The sequence below is a fragment of the Lactobacillus sp. UMNPBX17 genome (assembly GCF_002553735.1).
GTDB lineage: Bacteria > Bacillota > Bacilli > Lactobacillales > Lactobacillaceae > Lactobacillus > Lactobacillus gallinarum.
The window spans coordinates 1-17299 of sequence record NZ_PCYT01000036.1 but is presented as its reverse complement, the minus strand read 5'-3'; the positions used below and the strand labels follow the sequence as shown (position 1 = coordinate 17299).

17 protein-coding genes, 1 pseudogene and 1 other annotated feature are annotated in these 17299 nt (G+C 36.9%); of the genes and pseudogenes, 7 read left to right on the top strand and 11 right to left on the bottom strand.

All coding sequences use genetic code 11. The annotated features are described in order from the left end of the window. On the top strand, nt 1-507 hold a 507-nt coding region (locus tag CP368_RS06685; RefSeq protein ID WP_143468306.1), incomplete at its 5' end, for a transposase. Between the two features lie 63 nt (nt 508-570). On the opposite strand, the gene CP368_RS06680 is transcribed toward CP368_RS06685, so the two are convergent. After that, complete coding sequence (locus CP368_RS06680; RefSeq protein ID WP_025006004.1) at nt 571-1026, bottom strand: MarR family winged helix-turn-helix transcriptional regulator; 456 nt, start codon at nt 1024-1026, stop codon at nt 571-573. A 111-nt stretch (nt 1027-1137) separates the two neighbouring features. On the opposite strand from CP368_RS06680, the gene CP368_RS10770 reads away from it, so the two are divergent. Next, nucleotides 1138-1788, top strand: a complete 651-nt coding sequence (locus CP368_RS10770; protein ID WP_233185821.1) for a PepSY domain-containing protein — start codon at nt 1138-1140, stop codon at nt 1786-1788. Nucleotides 1789-1960: 172 nt separating this feature from the next. Next, complete coding sequence (locus CP368_RS06670; RefSeq protein WP_098044241.1) at nt 1961-3262, top strand: extracellular solute-binding protein; 1302 nt, start codon at nt 1961-1963, stop codon at nt 3260-3262. A gap of 48 nt (nt 3263-3310) precedes the next feature. Here the strand turns inward: CP368_RS06670 and efp are convergent, their stop codons facing one another. Beyond that, nucleotides 3311-3883 carry an elongation factor P gene (gene efp, locus CP368_RS06665; RefSeq protein WP_025006006.1) on the bottom strand — a complete coding sequence of 191 codons (573 nt, stop codon included), beginning with the start codon at nt 3881-3883 and terminating at the stop codon, nt 3311-3313. A 35-nt stretch (nt 3884-3918) separates the two neighbouring features. After that, on the bottom strand, nt 3919-4833 hold the full coding sequence (coaA, locus tag CP368_RS06660) for a type I pantothenate kinase (protein WP_087176381.1): 915 nt from the start codon (nt 4831-4833) through the stop codon (nt 3919-3921). Nucleotides 4834-4894: 61 nt separating this feature from the next. On the opposite strand from coaA, the gene CP368_RS06655 reads away from it, so the two are divergent. Continuing rightward, on the top strand, nt 4895-5455 hold the full coding sequence (locus CP368_RS06655; protein ID WP_098037059.1) for an SGNH/GDSL hydrolase family protein: 561 nt from the start codon (nt 4895-4897) through the stop codon (nt 5453-5455). Here CP368_RS06655 and CP368_RS06650 read toward each other — a convergent pair. From CP368_RS06650 to helD, 5 genes are all read right to left on the bottom strand, one after another. Then, nucleotides 5452-5898: a GNAT family N-acetyltransferase gene (locus tag CP368_RS06650; protein WP_025006009.1), complete on the bottom strand. Its 447-nt coding sequence runs from the start codon at nt 5896-5898 to the stop codon at nt 5452-5454. The genes CP368_RS06655 and CP368_RS06650 overlap by 4 nt on opposite strands. 2 nt (nt 5899-5900) lie before the next feature. Next, complete coding sequence (locus CP368_RS06645; RefSeq protein ID WP_098045888.1) at nt 5901-6704, bottom strand: amino acid ABC transporter substrate-binding protein; 804 nt, start codon at nt 6702-6704, stop codon at nt 5901-5903. Nucleotides 6705-6708: 4 nt separating this feature from the next. Further along, on the bottom strand, nt 6709-7329 hold the full coding sequence (locus CP368_RS06640) for an amino acid ABC transporter ATP-binding protein (RefSeq protein ID WP_087176385.1): 621 nt from the start codon (nt 7327-7329) through the stop codon (nt 6709-6711). A 15-nt stretch (nt 7330-7344) separates the two neighbouring features. Beyond that, nucleotides 7345-7992 (bottom strand): amino acid ABC transporter permease, encoded by a 648-nt coding sequence (locus CP368_RS06635; protein ID WP_098045887.1) that lies wholly within the window; start codon nt 7990-7992, stop codon nt 7345-7347. A 152-nt stretch (nt 7993-8144) separates the two neighbouring features. Beyond that, nucleotides 8145-8376 (bottom strand) — a binding site (T-box leader). A 54-nt stretch (nt 8377-8430) separates the two neighbouring features. After that, nucleotides 8431-10737, bottom strand: a complete 2307-nt coding sequence (gene helD, locus CP368_RS06630; protein ID WP_098045886.1) for an RNA polymerase recycling motor HelD — start codon at nt 10735-10737, stop codon at nt 8431-8433. 169 nt (nt 10738-10906) lie between these two features. Between helD and CP368_RS06625 the strand changes: the two genes are divergently transcribed. Next, nucleotides 10907-11593, top strand: a complete 687-nt coding sequence (locus tag CP368_RS06625; RefSeq protein WP_098045885.1) for a M57 family metalloprotease — start codon at nt 10907-10909, stop codon at nt 11591-11593. Between the two features lie 60 nt (nt 11594-11653). After that, the gene (locus CP368_RS06620; protein ID WP_098045884.1) at nt 11654-12304 is read left to right on the top strand and encodes a histidine phosphatase family protein; all 651 of its coding nucleotides are present in this window, start codon (nt 11654-11656) and stop codon (nt 12302-12304) included. A 372-nt stretch (nt 12305-12676) separates the two neighbouring features. Here the strand turns inward: CP368_RS06620 and CP368_RS06610 are convergent, their stop codons facing one another. The 3 genes from CP368_RS06610 to CP368_RS06600 form a co-directional block, all read right to left on the bottom strand. Next, a complete protein-coding gene (locus CP368_RS06610; RefSeq protein WP_098045883.1) occupies nt 12677-14476 on the bottom strand; it encodes an FtsX-like permease family protein in 1800 nt (599 codons plus the stop codon). A gap of 12 nt (nt 14477-14488) precedes the next feature. After that, nucleotides 14489-15238 (bottom strand): ABC transporter ATP-binding protein, encoded by a 750-nt coding sequence (locus CP368_RS06605; protein ID WP_056945490.1) that lies wholly within the window; start codon nt 15236-15238, stop codon nt 14489-14491. Between the two features lie 144 nt (nt 15239-15382). Continuing rightward, entirely contained in the window at nt 15383-16654 is a 1272-nt protein-coding gene (locus CP368_RS06600; RefSeq protein WP_098045882.1) for a hypothetical protein, read from the bottom strand. A gap of 88 nt (nt 16655-16742) precedes the next feature. On the opposite strand from CP368_RS06600, the pseudogene CP368_RS06595 reads away from it, so the two are divergent. Beyond that, nucleotides 16743-17243: pseudogene (locus tag CP368_RS06595) on the top strand (hypothetical protein); the annotation flags it as partial. Between the last annotated feature and the right edge of the window lie 56 nt (nt 17244-17299).

The window sequence follows — 17299 nt, the reverse complement described above, 5'->3', positions numbered from 1 at the left end:
TTTCTTTCTGATGGTGTTGTTGGCATGAAAACAGCCTTGGCCAGGACTTATCCTAAAGCTCATTTTCAACGCTGTTTGGTTCATGTCATGCGCAATATCTGCGCTAAAGTACGCGTCGACGATCGTGAAAAGATCATGAACGAATTCAAACAGGTGCATCAACAGACAAACAAAGAAGAAGCCACAGCTGTCCTGCATGACTTCTATACCAAATGGGGCAAGGTTTACAGCCATGTTATCAGAAGCTTGAAAGACATAGAACCAGATCTGCTGGTCTTTTATAACTATCCCAAGCAGATCAGAGCTTCAATTTATTCGACTAACATGATTGAATCCTTTAACAATGTGATCAAGCGCAAAGCTAAGCCTAAGGCAGAGTTTCCAACTGAACAGTCGCTTGATGCTTTTATTGGTATTCAGGCAATGAGCTACAATGACCGTTATTTCAATCGAATTCATAAAGGCTTCGGTCAGGTTCAGGACACCTTAGAATCCTACTTTGATTAAATAAATAATTAAAAAATCAATTTACGAGAAAGATCTATTTACACAAAAGATTTGACAGTTTCATTAATATTCCCTCTTTCCGCCGTTTTTAACAAAATACCAATTGGCACTGACATTCTTTTCTACTATCTGCAGTAAGGCAGTTAATTCCGCTCTCTGTACTGAATCTAATCCTGTTAAAGCCAACTCATTTGAATAGGCATTCTCCTGCTCAATTTTCTGCGCTAACTTCTCGCCTTTATCCGTGACAAACAAATGCTTGATCTTTCTATTTTTCTGATCATTCTTCTTTTCAATCAGACTGTTTTTTTCAAGCTTTTGAATAGCTCTAGCAGTGGTCGTACGATCAACACTCAACAACTCAGCTAAATGATTAGCAATAATCCCCGGATTTTCCTTAATTCTAGTCAAATACAAATACTGACCACGATTGAGCTCAATCTCCTTAAACTCAACATTAGCAATTGAATCCAGAGCACGGGCAATCGTTCCGATTCGTCTTAAAATATCTTCTTCCATTTTTTCACCTTAAGAATATTATATTAATTATTGTTGCAAATGCAACAATAAAATAAACATTACAAAATAACAACAAAAGACATAAGAAATTTTTAAGCAAACAGTAACGCTATGTCACTTTTAGATTATATAGTTTATAATTTAGATAAATTCAACAAAACTACACAACAGAGGACTATTATGAAGAAATTTATCAAACCCGTTTTAATTGGCGTTACAGGAATTTTAATCGGTGTATTTTCGACCATTTTCTGGATCAAGCAACAACCACAAAAGCCTATCAATTTTTCAATAACCACTAAGAATGTTTTACCAAAAAATGTAAACTATTCTAGCAACAAATTGCCCCAAATTAGAATGAGTCAAGTTTCCGCAATCCAAAAATTCAAATCCTTGTATTCAAACGCTGAGATTAAATCCATTACTTTAGCCTTAAAAAACGATACTTATGTTTACACCATTGTTGGTTTTGATTCCATAAAAGATTGCACTATTCAGCTCGATGCAACCAATAACAAAATCATGGGACAATCTACTCAGCTTTTAGATTACGATTACAATAAAGAAGAAGTATTAAATCTTAAAAAGACCATTTCTCGGCAAGAGGCCAATGCCGTTGCACTCAGAGAATTACGCGGTGCCACCCCAATTCTTTGGGAATTAACCGATGAAGACGGCAAGGCTATTTGGAAAATCAATCTAATTTATAATAATCAAAAACGTGAATTAAAAATCGATGCTTTAAACAAAAATATTATTTAAAAAATTTTTAGCTGATTGCAACCTAGCATTGTAATCAGCTTTTGTTATATACAATCCAAATTGACATCCTCACTTCCATAACACATTTTTATCAAAATACAAGATCTTGTAGTCAATATTTTATATGCTACAATAGCTAGTGTTTATAAAAATATTCATCGGAGGATTACTAATGAGATTAGGTAAAAAATTAATCACTTTTGCTGTAGCCGGCCTTGCGTTAGTAGGTACAGCTGCTTGTTCCAATGGTAAAAACAATTCATCTTCAAATGATGCTAAGATTCCATCTAAAATCACTAAAAAGACTACTGTAGTATTTTGGCACGGGATGCATGGTGCTCAAGAAAATACTCTTAAGCAATTAACTAATGATTTTGAAAAGAAGAATCCTAACATTAAGATCAAGCTGGAAAACCAAGGCTCTTACATTGATTTGCAAGGCAAGATCAATTCTACTATGCAATCACCTAAGAATTTGCCAACAATTACCCAAGCTTACCCTGGCTGGTTATATAATGCCGCTCAAAATAGAATGTTGGTTGATTTAACTCCTTACATCAACAATAAAAATGTTGGTTGGGGCAGCGCCAAAGCTTCTAATATTCGAACTGAATTGTTAGATGGTGCCCAAATTAAAGGTACCCAATATGGTATTCCATTTAACAAATCTATCGAATCTTTGACTTACAACAAGACTATGTTCAAGAAATATGGCATTAAAAAAGTTCCTACAACAATGGAGGAACTCAAACAAGTCTCTGAAACTATCTACAAGAAGAGTAACCACAAGGTAGTCGGTGCTGGCTTTGATTCATTAGCCAACTACTACACCCTTGGTATGAAGGATGAAGGCATTAACTTTACCGACAAGATTAATTTCACCGGTGCTGCTTCAAAGAAAGTTATCAATTACTATGCAGAAGGCGTAAAGAAGGGTTACTTCCGTGTAGCTGGTTCTGAACACTACTTATCTGGTCCATTTGCTAACGAAAAAGTCGCAATGTTCATCGGTACTTCTGCAGGTGAAGGCTTTGTAAAACAAGGTGTTGGCAACAAGTTTACTTACGATGTTGCTCCTCGTCCTGGCAAATATACCATGCAACAAGGTACTGACATCTACATGTTTAAAGAAGCTTCATCAATGCAAAGAGCTGCCGCCTTCAAGTACATGAAATTCTTAACTTCTGAATCCTCACAACTTAAGTGGGCAAATGCTACTGGTTACACTCCAGTTAATAACGGCGTACTTGACGACAAGGAATTCCTTGATAACAAGAACATCAAGATGCCTACTAAGTTGAAAGCAGCAATGAAGCACCTCTACAGTGTTCCAGCTAAAAAGAACTCTAATGCTGCCTACAACCAATTAGACAGCATTATGCAAAACATCTTATCCGCAGCTCAAAAAGGTCAAAATGTTAACAGCCAAATTGACAACGGTAAGCAAAAATTTGATGCCGCTTGGAAACAATAAAGTGCAAAATAAAAAGCTCTCTTTCGAGAGCTTTTTTTCTGCCTATTTTTATCTCGGTTGACTGTCGGCACGTGACTTGTAATCACCATTTTCAGTACCGATAATCAACTTCTCGCCTTCCTTAATGAAGTCAGGAACTTGAACAACCAAACCTGTTTCCATTGTAGCTGGCTTACCACCACCAGCAACAGTAGCACCCTTAATTTCTGGTTGAGTTTCCTTAACAGTCATTTCAACAGTTGATGGCAATTCAATACCGATAATCTTGTTGTCACCAGTGAATTCCATATCTACCATGATGTTAGGCATTAAAAACTTAACATCATCACCTAATTGGTCAGCAGAAACTTCGTATTGATCATAAGTTTCAGTGTCCATAAAGGTATAAACATCGCCTTCACCATAGAGGTATTGTGCAGTTCTCTTAGTGATATCAACTAAATCTACTTTTTCAGTTGGACGCATAGTCTTGTGGACAACAGCACCGCTCTTAACATCACGCAAATCCATTTGCATAACGGTGTTACCCTTACCTGGCTTATGGTGGTTAGCCTTTAAAACCTTAATTAACTTACCATCTTGACTAAAAATCATGCCTTTTTTCAAATTAATTGCTTGCATAAAATTCTCCTTATCTACACATAGATTATAACAAACTAAATATGTCTCAAATAAATCTTGTCAATTAAATGTCCATCAGTCTTATGCAAAATTAGGCTTGCACGTTCTTTAGTTGGAGCAATGTATTCACGAAGGTTTACTAAATTGACCATTTGCCATACTTCTTCGGCAAACTGCATCGCTTGATCTAGTGGTCCATTAGCCATTTGATAATAAAAATTATCAGGCTTGTTTTTATTCAATTTCAATACTTTTTGGAATCGTTGCATATACCATTTTTCAATTAAATCTTCTTCCGCATCGATATAAATTGAAAAATCAAAAAAGTCACTAGTCACAACTTGTCCACTTTCCGGTAGTTGCAGAGTATTGATTCCTTCAATAATTAAAATATCTGGGTTCTTAACATGACCATATTTTCCAGGAACAATATCGCTCAATTCTTGTGAATAAAGTGGGTAAACAATATCCTTTTTACCACTTAAAACATCCCACAAAAAGTCACTTAATAAGGCCATATTATAGCTTTCAGGGAATCCCTTGCGTGACATTAATCCCTTACGCTCCAATTCTTTATTTGGATAAATAAAACCATCCGTGGTCATTAAATGTACTTTGAGATTGGGATAAGTTCTTTGCAAAAGTAGCTGCAAAAGACGCGCCGTAGTCGACTTTCCTACAGCTACCGAACCTGAAATACCGATGATAAACGGTGCTGGTTCAAAAGATTTATGCAAAAATCTAATCTGAGCTTGGCGCGCTTGTTGTTTATCCTGATAAACTAAATGTAGATAGCTAATTAGGCTAGTATAAATTTCATGCACATCGGTCAAATCGACTACATCGCCTAGTGACTTGATTTGTGTTAATTCTTCTTTAGTAATATTTACTTTATTTTTTGGAGCTAGTTTAGCCCATTCATTTCTTTCAAAACTCGTATAATTTTTCATTGCTATTATCCATTTTTTCTTTTACATACATTTACTTATTATAATTGAAAGGCATTAAATTATGAAAAAAATAATTTTATTCGGTGATTCTATCTTTAACGGCTTTCGCGATGGTCAAGACACAGATTTAGTTACTAATCTATTTCAAAAAGAGCTAAAAGATTATGCACAGGTGGAAAACATCTCTAAAAGTGGTGCCACTACCGTTGAAGCAATAGATTATTTGCATCTAATTCCTCAAAAAAGAGATTTAGTTGTAGTTGAATACGGTAATAATGATGCCGCAACCGGCTGGGGAATTCGCCCAGAAAGTTATGAGCGCAATCTAAATGAAGTTCTCACCCAAGTAGGCAAAGCCATAGTTGTTGGCCTCTGTTATCCTGATCCTACCAACAGTGAAATTAACCAATTTTACGGAGATGAAAGATTAGATCTTTTCAACGGCATTGCTAAAAAGGTTGCAGAAAAGTACAGTGCACAATTTGTGGATATCTTACCCGCCTTTAGAAAGCTCAAGGCCATTTCGACATACTATCAAAAAGATGGACAGCATCTAACAGACAAAGGCAACGAATTTTTAGTTAACCAAATTATGCCGGCAATCAAAAAAGAACTTGATTAACTCAAGCTCTTCTTCATCATAATATGCTCAACGCCGCCCTCATCAAATGGCTCGCCGCATGTTTGATAACCTAACTTTTCATAGAATGGCTTAACATGCATTTGAGCATGACAATACAAGGCTGAGGCATTTTGCTCTTTTAAGTAATTATGCACAGCTAGCAGCATTTTCTTACCTAAGCTTTGGCCGCGACTTTTCTTTGAAACTGCAACGCGGCCCAGCATCCATTTATCTTTTTCCACAAACAGACGACATGTTGCAAGGGCATCCGTCTGTTTTTCATTTAGCAAAAAAACTTGAACTGCTGTTAAATCTTGATCATCTAAATCTGGCAATGTAATTTTTTGTTCTGCTACAAAAGTTTCATTACGCAGGCGAGCTACGGCAAACATTTCTCTGCTCGTCATTTCATCAATCTTTTTAAAAGAAAAATTATTATTCATCGTTACTTTCCTAAATAATTACTATCTTTACCAAACCATTTCTCATTAATTTGTCTTAACTTGCCATTTTTCTGCAATCTAGCCAAGCCCTCGTTGAGCTTTTTTTGCAAAGTCTTATCATCTTTACGCATCCCGACCGCAAACAGATCCATCGGTACACGGTCATTTTGTATCACCTTATACTCGCTACTCTTAGCCATGTGTGCAATGTAGTAATCGGCGTAAACTTCATCAAGCAAGATTCCTTGGATACGACCTGAATTTAAATCTAAGAATGAATTAGAAATTGTATCGTACAAAATTGTCTTTTTAGCATGCAAGACATTCTGCTTAGTCTCATACCACTGCTCCGCGGTTGAACCAGTTTGCATCCCCAATTCATACTTTTTCATTTGCGCAAAATTGTCGATGCCGCTATTTTTCTTTACAACCAAAACTTGACGATTACGCAAATATGGACGACTAAAAGCCACCTTCTTCTTTCGTTCAGGCGTAATACTGTAGCCGTTCCAAATCAAATCAATAGTGCCGTTACGCAGTTCCGTTACGTTCATCGACCAGTCGATCGTTTGAAAACTAACTTTAATGCCATACTCCTTAAAAACGGCTCTTGCTAAATCAATATCGTAACCTGTAAGTTGGCCATTTTTCTTCTCAAATCCCATTGGCACAAAGCTATCATCTAAACCGATGACCACTTGCTTATTCTTTTCCATTGTTTGCCACGTATCAGCATTATTGGACTTAGCGCACCCAGTTAAAGTCAGCACTAGAATTCCAATAATTGCTATTATCCATTTTTTCATGAGCTTATCCCTCACTTAATGGTTGAACCTTTAACATCTGATCTGCCACATTCTCTGCAAACTGCAAGTCGTGCGTAATAATTAATTGCGTTAACCCGGATTTTTTCAGACCTAAGATCATCCTCTCAACCTCTTTGCGCAAATTAGGATCAAGCGCTGATGTTGGTTCATCATAACAGAGAATGCGTGGCTTCATTGCCAAGGCCCGTGCAATGGCGATACGCTGCTTTTGACCACCAGACAATTCATAAGGATATTGCTTCTCACGGCCATTCATTTGCAAACGATTAAGCAATTCATAAGCCTTCTTATTGGCTTCTTCCTTGCTCTCCTTAAGTACCATCGTCGGTGCCAGGGTAATATTTTGCAACACATTCAAGTTAGGGAAAAGATTATAATCCTGAAATACCACGCCAACTTTACCTGAATCATAAGCTTGACCATCAATTAAAATTTCGCCGCTATCCTTGGTTTCAAGACCGGCAATAATTCTAAGAAGCGTGGTTTTCCCCGCACCAGATGGACCAACAATGGTCATGATTTCCCCATCTTTTAGAGTAAAAGAGATATCTTTTAAAATTGGTCGATTATTAAATTCTTTGTATAAGTTTTTTACTTCTAACATTTAATCCACCTGTCACTATCTGTAATAAGAGAAGTGCTTTTCCAACTTTTTCAAAACAAAAGCACAAATACTAATCAAAAGTAGATAAATCACGCCAACTAAAACTAATGGTATCAGCGTTACATCACGCGCCATTGCTACATTACCTGCTCGAAGTAAATCGCCTAAGCCGATTACGTAAACAAGTGATGAGTCCTTAACCAAGTTGATCACTTCGTTACCAATTGAAGGTAAAACAATTTTGATTACCTGGGGAATGACAATCTGGGTCATTGTTTGCCAGCGATTCAAGCGTAACACTTTTGCGGCTTCAAATTGTCCTTTATCAATTGATTGAAAACCGCCCCGGAAGATTTCCGCAAAATATGCAGCATAATTTAACACAAAGGCAATCAGCGCTGCCTGATAACGTGGAAATACAATATGGATAATTGGTAAACCATAAAATACAAAAATCAATTGCAATAATAGTGGTGTCCCCCGCATAATCCAAACGTAAAAATTAACTAGCCATTTAATTGGCTTAATTTTGCTCATTTCTCCAAGTGAAACTAAGATTCCGAGCGGCGTTGCCAAAATAATAGTCCAAAAGAAAATACTAAGCGTCATCGTTGCGCCGTTAAAAAGGGCTGGTAAAATTTCTCCAATATATTTTAATGACATATCCTCACCTGCATTTTTCTAATAAAAAAGCCCTCTTAGGACTAACCTAAGAGGACGAACTGATCGTGTTTCCACCTCATCTTCGCATCTGCTCACGCAAAATGCCTCACTAGGTTGATTATCTTAAAAAAAACCCCCCATAGCCAATTGGCTACGAGGGCGAATGAAATCGCGATTCCACCTCATATTCACAGGCTATTCACATAACCTGCCTCAATAAGTTAATAATCAACCTTTAGCTATAACGGGCTATCCCGGGTCTTCCTATTCAATTCAGAAAATCAACTCACAGATGTGACTTCGGATTAGCTCGTGTTTCATTTCCACCATCAGAAACTCTCTATTACCGCAGCTAGCCTTACTGCTTCTGTTCTAAGTTGTTTTTAATATTGCTATAAATCTTATAAGATTAATTAGTATTTGTCAATTATCTATTAATTACTTTTCTTCATAAGTAACTGGATCCACATCTAAAAGCGGACTCTTTTCACCAGTGTAAATCACGTCTAACTTGTACATAGCACGAGATGTAATCGTGTAAACAAGTTGCGTTTCATCTAATTGATGATAATTCTTTTTATTTGCGCCCCACATAACTACAGCATCAAACTCTAGTCCTTTAGCCAAATATGATGGAATAACCAAGGTGCCATCAACTAAACGCTGGTTAGCCGTCGCAATCAAAGTGGATTTTTCACCTTTTTCGCTCAACTTTTCATGGACAAATTTAGCACCAGCCAAATCCTTCGTAATGATAGCAGTAGTCATCTTGCGCTTTTCATTATCACGTAAAACATCGACTAAAACATCAATTGCCTGTTCATCGCTATCTCTACCCCAAATCACAGGCTTTGGGCCTTGACGGTTAAAGGCTTCGATCTTTTCACCTTGACGCAAAATCTGCTTGGTAAAGTTAGTCAGTTGCTTAGTCGAACGATATGACTTAGTAAGTTGGACCACATCGATTTTTTCTGGATCAAATAAACCTGAAATCTGCTTGAGCAAACTGCGGCTTTCATCCTTAGTAAAAATAGCCTGATTCAAATCACCGAGCATCGTGAATTTGGCACGTGGGAAATTATATTTAAGGTAGGCCAATTGGAATGGCGTATAATCTTGAATTTCGTCGATGAAAGCATACCGCATTTCATAATCAGTTCTACGACCAGTAATTAAATCATACAAGTAAAGATAAGCAGAAACATCAGTGATTGCAATATCATGCTTCTTGAAATTTTCCTTAACTTCATCAATATGATGCATCCAGTCTTCTTCATCGATATTCCACTTAGCTAAATCAACCATCTTAGGTACAGCACGCAAGAAGCTTAAGTATTGCGCACGCATATTGATAAAGTGATTGTGCAAAATACGCTTGTGCACGCCCTTCAATGCCTTAAGTACAATCTTTCTGCCTAAGAATGCCTCTTCCTTAGCTTCTGATTCAAATTCTTGATCAGGTCGATCGTACAATTCATTTAACTCAGATTGACTCATCCCTTCAATGGTGCGAGCAACCCAAGCTTTTCTAGCTTCTGGCGCGATCTTGCGATTAAGCATCTTAATCAATTCTTCACGCGTTGCATCAATGCGGTTAGCCAAATTGTAATTCTCGTTATATGAGTAATAGATTTCCTTGATCTTTTCCTTATCAAAGTAAGGCTTCTTCTTGTCACGGAAATAAATATTCTTAAAGACTACACCGCGTTTATTTAAATGCTTTGCATAACGTGTTACCAAATTAAAGAAGTTAACCGAATCCTTAAATTTACTAATATTAGTATCCGCATTTTGATCTTCAAATTGTTTAAACAGGTTTTCCACATTCATCCCTGGAAGCCGGCGGGCAACAAATTGCCAGTAAGTCATCTGTACCATATTTTGTTCACCCATTTCAGGCAAAACATTCTTAATATAGTCATTAAACAATTGGTTAGGACTGAACATGATAACATCACTAGAAGTCAAATTACCACGGTAACGATAAAGCAGGAATGCAATTCTTTGCAAAATTGCACTAGTTTTACCAGAACCTGCAGCACCTTGAACGAAAAGCAAGTCAGCACTAGTATTTCTAATAATCTTATTTTGTTCTTGTTGAATCGTAGTTACGATTGATTTCATCTGAGTTGATGATTTTTCAGATAAAACCTCTAAAAGCATTTGGTCACCGATTGACTCATTGGTGTCAAACATGTTGACAATCTTGCCATCTTCAATCATGAATTGGCGTTTCTTAGTCATATCAACGGTAATTTTGCCTTCTGGCGAATTATAAGATACTTCACCTAACTTACCATCGTAATAAATTGAAGAAATAGGCGCACGCCAGTCATAAATCAAAAAGTGATCGTTTTTATCTGCAAAAGATCCCAAACCAATATAAATAGTTTCAGGCTTCTTTTCCCCTTGCTCTTTAAAATCAACTCGAGCAAAATATGGCCGTTTTTCCAGCCTTTCAACGGTATCCAATTGCTTAGCTGAATGCTGCCAAGCATGTTCGCGTTCACTTAATAATTGCTGCTGTTGATGAATCGACAAGGCGGTTTCCATTGAAGTCGAGTAACCATCATAATCCAACTTAACATCATCAAAGAAGTGTGAATTAAGATTTCTAGCTTCGCCTTCAGCGGATTTAATTGACTTTTTTAAAGATTTTTCACGTTCCTTGATTTGTTTCATAATATTATCAAGGTGTTTTTGTTCAAGTGCTTCTTCACTATTTTCATTTTTTGCTGTGGTCATTTAATCACCTTTTCTTTAAAAACTCGCATTCTATTTTATCATGAGTAGCGCTTTTTTATCATGAGTAGCGCTTTTATAGTAGTCTGCACGCTCATAGGCAAAATACAAGTAAAAATAGATGAAAACTTAAGATTTGAAGATTATAATTTCAACATTGGAGTTGAAAATTATGAGAACGTTTTTTAGAATCATCAGAAATATTTTCTTGCTTGCAGTACTCGCCTTTGCCGTTTGGTCTTATAAAAATGATTCTAACATGCGCATGGCAACGCAAGATTCTCTGACTACATTAAATTATCGCATTCAGCAATTATTAAAAAATGGAACTACTACCCCGCCTAAATTAGGCGATAAAGACACTTCTACCAGAACTGATAAAGCAAAAGATGATGATACCTTTGAAAACCGGACATGGTCAAAACCGAAAGCAAATGTTTACGTAGATGTCAAAAATAACTTACAGTTACGTTCGGCTGCAATCGATGCCATGAATGCTTGGAATCGAACCGGAGCCTTCACTTTTCACCAAATTAGTAATAAAAAGAAGGCACAAATCGTTATCAGCATTGTGGATGATAGCAACACAAATGCTGCTGGTGAAACGGCTACAACTTATAATCCAGCAACTGGACATTTATTAAAGGCAGATGTTCATCTCAACCGCTATTACTTGCAAAATGAGTGGTACGGTTACAGCAATAATCGAATTATCAACACCGCTGAACATGAACTAGGACATGCGATTGGTTTAAATCACACCAACAGCGTTTCAGTCATGTATCCTAAAGGATCAATTTACACCATTCAGCCACAAGATATCAAAAAATTGAGAAAAATCTACCACGAAAACAATTAACTTTAATTACTCCTCTCTTTTTTCTAAAATAAAGAGGAGTTTTTTGATGAGGAGAAAATTATGAAAAGAATCTATATTGTCCGTCATGGTCAAACTTATATCAATCGTTATAACAAGATGCAAGGTTGGTGTGATACCCCACTAACTACTGCAGGAACTGAAGGTGCCGAAGAAGCTGGCAAGGCATTGCACGACGTTTCTTTTGACATTGCCTTATCTAGTGATTTAAAAAGAGCTAGCGACACCTGCGAAACGATCATGAAATACAACGTTAACAAAGATGAATTGCAGCATATTGCCAGTCCATTTTTCAGAGAACAATTCTATGGCTATTTTGAAGGAATGGATTCTGAAATGGCTTGGCGCATGATCGGTGGCAGTCACGGCTACGCTACTAGACAAGAAATGTTTAAACATGAAAGTATCGATACCATTAAAGATTGGATCAAAGAAGCTGACCCATACCACCAAGCAGAAGATGCTGAAGAATATTGGTCTCGCATGGAAAATGGTTTAAAGATGATCAGTGAACTTGATGGAGCTGAAAACATCTTGTTGGTTACCCATGGCTTTACTATTAGAAGCTTGTGGTACCGTTACGGCGATAACATCCCTCTTGTACCCGGTCCAAAGAATGCCTCAATTACCGTGATGACCATGAGCGATAAAGGCGACATCAAGATCCCTATTTGGAACAAAATGCATTTATGAGCATATACAAAAAGAAGCTTAGATCAACTTGATCTAGGCTTCTCTTTTTAATGAACGCTATATCAGGATCGGGTGCTTTTGTTGCAGCCAGCCAAAGTTCAGACCAGCGAACAATGCACCACTACCGCCACCAAGCAAGATACCTATTGACATGAAGCTAACATCTGTTTTGGTTCCAGTAACTTTTTCATAACCAATTGTCTTAATGGCATTCGTTAAATAGTTTGCTGGACCAATGATTGTTACATGATCGCCAACAGTTAACCGGGTGTAGAAAGTAAGTTTTCAAATATGCATATTAAAAAAGCTGTCATTTTGACAGCTTTTTCGTATACCTAGCTTATTAACGAGTACTGATTTAAGCCTAAGATTCTACTTTTTCAGCACTATATTCTCGTATAATTTTACAGTCACAATGTAGTAAATGAAGTAAAGTACGATGAAAATTAAGAATGGTAGCCAGATGCCCATGTATGGCTTAGGTAATAATGCCTTGAACAATCTCAAACCGAAGAGAACATCGATGACACCTAGTGCTCCAGGTAAAGCAAATAGCACCCCAATTTCATTTCTAATTGATTTTCTAAGCATCTTTTCCCTAGTCCCAATCTTGTAGAGCATTTCGTAACGTACTTTGTCGCTGGCGGCGCCGCTTAAAACTTTGAACATCAAAGTTGAAGCGAGCATGGTTAGGAATGCGATTCCTAGGAAGAAACCCATGAATTCGAAACCGCTGGCAAAGCCAAGCACTACTTGATAAGTAAATGGCTTAGTGTTGCTCAACACTCTACTAATCATAGGTGAAGTCATTTGAAGCTTTTCAATCTTTGTTAAAGTTGGATAGTCTTTAACAAAATCCTTAACTCTAATTAAAGTTATAAACTTTTTTGGTCCTTGAATAGTATTAAATTTAGCTAGAGAAACTAGTTCAATCTTTTTAGTGCCATTAAGTAGCATCATGCTCAAACGAGTATTAGCAGAATTACCAGGAGTAACCAAATCTTTGGTCTTGGCTACAGTTGGTGTATAAGTTGGGAAATCATTACCGTGTTGACTAAATTTAATATATTTAAATGGCTTTTTGTCGAAATCAGCCTTGTTAAAGAATAGTTCTTTCTTAGTTTCAACGTAGTGGTAAGTAGCCTTAGATTTAATATCTAACTTGTCCACATTTTTTTGCACAGCTGGTGTATTTTGCACAATCTGTGCATCATAGTAGTCGCTGACTACTGCTTGGTTCTTCAATGAATTGAAGTTAAGACCAACAGTAATCGCACCAAGAGCTAAAGCGAAAAGTAGTGAGATAACGGAAAGAATACGTGTGTAATCACGAATTCTGAATTTTAGTTGTCCAAGAGTAAAAACGCGAATACCGCGGTAAGCGAAGCCTTTTTTCTTGAGCAAAAGATTGATGATGAGAGTGAAAAATGAATCAAAAGTGAAGTATGAGCCTGCCACGATAGTTACTAATGCTGCTGGAATGATGAAGAAAATAGCATTAGCGGGCATCCCCATAATGTAATAGCCTGCTGCTAAAAGCAAAAGACCTAAGATAGCTTCAACCACGCGCAAGCCGTTCTTGCGGCTGATCTTAATTGGCTTTTGATTCTCATGAAGCAAGTCAATCACTTTACTACGCACAAGTTTATGCACATTTCTCAACGCTGCTAAAAAGAATACAACTACAAAGAAAATCAATGTCCATAAAATTGCATTAGGCAAAATTATCTGAAAGTGCGTAATATGTAAGTCTAAACTGCTAATCAATAATTTAGACACAAGAGCAGTTAAACCCAAGCCAACAATAATTCCTAAAATAGCTGTCAAAATCCCTGTTAACAAGGTTTCACAGAAAATCAGCAAACCAAGCTTAGAACTTTTTGCCCCTAGCATCATGAACATGCCATAGTCGTGCTGGCGCATGCTGAGCAAAAATGAATTCGCATAAACCAAGTAAACGAAAGTAATAATTGCGAGTAAGACAATCCCGAAGCCAAAGATAAAGCTTAAGTATTGTCCTGGTGCATTAACATCTTTACTCATGAAGCCTGGGTTAATTGCCAAGGATAAGAACATATAAAAGATTGTACTTGCAACTACCAATCCTGAAAACAGGACCGTGTAGTCTTTGAACCGGCTTTTAATCCCGGTTAAAGATAATTTCCAAATCATTTTTCCTTCCTCCTATTCCTCAGTACCCAAGTGAGCAATCAATTCATGGTAGAAGTCTGTTCTAGATTTTTCACCTTTAATCATTTGTTCACCGATTTTACCGTCTTTGATGAATAAAATGTGATTAGCAAAACTTGCTGAAAATGGATCGTGGGTAACCATCAAAGTTGTTACGCCGTCATGCTTGTTTAAGTTTTCCATCGTGTTTAGTAATTCTCTTGCACTCTTAGAATCAAGCGCACCGGTTGGTTCATCGGCCAGTAAGATTGATGGCTCGTGAACCAAGGCACGTGCAGCCGCTACTCTCTGCTTTTGTCCCCCTGAAATTTCTGCAGGGTACTTATTCAAAATTTCTTTAATTCCTAATTTTGCTGCAATTCTATCCACAAGTGGATTAATTCTGCGTGCTGATAATCCACGCAAGCTAAGTGGTAATGCAATATTTTCTCGATTAGACAAATTTTCTAGCAAATTAAAGTCTTGGAAAATAAAACCTATTTCTTTGCTACGGAAGTCAGCCATCTGATTAGTATTCAAAGTGCTAACATCATGCTTATTAATGAAAACTTGCCCCGTAGTTGGTTTATCTAAAGTTGAAAGAATGTTAAGTAAAGTAGTCTTACCAGAGCCAGAAGCACCCATGATTGCTACGAATTCACCTGCGGCAATCTTAAAATTGATGCCCTTCAAAGCTTGGTATTGTTTTTCGCCTTTTTTACCGTAAGTTTTGGTGACGTTGTCAACCACAAGAATTTCGTTCATTTTTATACCTCTTTCTCCCCAATTTGTTTTACTGTATTATTTAATTAATACACTAATATGATATTAGCCTTTTGTCAATCTATTTTTGCGTAAAAAAATAGTTCTTCACGTCTTAACGCGTGAAGAACCTTGATCTATCAACATTTAGTTGCTAGTTTTTGTTTTGATTAATTTACATTTTCCTAATGTTTGAATCTCTTGATGACCGTTTACTAGATGTAAAATTGCATCCCGATATAACAGTTTCTCTTTCTTTTTGCTCTTATCTTTATACTTTTTAACAAAAGTTACTTCATAATCAATCTTGCTATAATTGCGCTTACCTGGCAAAACAGATAAAACTTTGACCTTAACGGTGAACTTCTTAAGTTTCTTATCCTTTTTCCACTTCTTGATTTGTTGCTCAATCTTCTTATAATCGGCGTTTTCTTTACCATTTTCAAAATTGGTTACCATCGGCTTTTTAAAGTTGGTATACAGCATTCTCGCCGCATTTTCAACTTTAATTAAACCTGGCCAAATTGGGTTAACAATATAGTCACCTTCCGCATCTTGGTAAACGTCTTTTTCACCATTGCCTTGGTAATCTGCTGCACCATCATAATCAGTTACATCGTCTTCGCTATCGCTAAATTCCGAACTGATTGATTGTGATAAATCTGTCACATTTTCAGATTTAATGGTTTGACCATCCACCTTGCTTTTAACAAAAATTTCCATTCTCTTGGCAAGCGGGTAATCCTTAAATGTATAGTGGCCTTTTTTATTAAGAGTGGCTGCTTTATGATCATTGATATAAACTACGCCATTAGGAACGCTGCGAATTTGGAAAGTGGCGGTTTTAATTTTCATATCTACCGTCTTATTTGACCAAATATTTACAATCGAGTCAGCATCTAACTTTCTATTGTTAACCTTGGATTTAACCAAAATATGGTAACGACCAGGGAAAACTAATCCTAAATCTTGATAGTAATTCTGATTGCCGCCATTCATTTTGCCGTAATCTTCCCCGTTAACAAACAAAGCCGAATTGGCATGGTTGGTTTGAACCTGCGGACGATAGCACTGCACTCGCAACTTATATTTACTGAAAAATAAGAAATAGCGACCGGCTTCAACTAATTGAATCTCACCATTGTCACGATCATGACGTAAGTTAGAATCTAATTTTTTCGCAGCCGCTGCATGATTCTTAAAATAATTTTGCAACGGCTTTAAACTATCATCGGTTACCTTCATATCAGGAGTTGAAGCAACCACATATTGCGCCATCCCTGTCTTAGGGTCTTTTAAGTTGGCAACAATGCGGCTAATCTGCCGATCTTTTGTATAATAAAAATTGCCAGCGGTAATTAATCCGCCAACTAAAATCACAATAATTCCAAATAACCAAATAGTTTTACGTTTTTTCATACTTAAAACCCACCAAATTAATACTTTTAATTTAGATTAACAGGTTGAGCCAAAATAGCAACTATCTTCATTTTTGTGAGGAAAAATTATGGAAATTAACTTCAATTTTGTCAAAAATAGTCCAACATTTAACGAGGAATACTCTACTGCTGAAAAGATTCACAAGTTATACACAATCGATGATTATCGTGACGTCATCAGCAACTCTCGCCTTTTGTTTGAAACACTTACTAAGAAAATCTTCAAACTAGAGAATCTGAATGCTTATTATCATGTGCCAGACGGTGAATATCGCAATTTGCGCAATGACACGCATTATTTACGCGGGGAACTCGATTATCCTTTAAGCATTATGGATTTATTCGATGAAGTCCGCCGGATGGGGAATGCAGCGATCCACGATAGCAGAATCGAACCTGATAAAAAGCAGGCCTGGCGCTGCGTTTGCGACGTTCATGACATTCTAGTCTTTTTAATCAATAGCTATGATGGTCAGGATTTATATTACATTCGCCCCGACATCGCTATGGAGGCTCAAACCTCTAGTCAATTTCATACCCGTGTCAAAAATACTAAACCGCATATTAAACGTCAACTACCCTAGACTGAAGTCTAGGGCTTAGTGGCTCGTTAGCTTACGCTAAC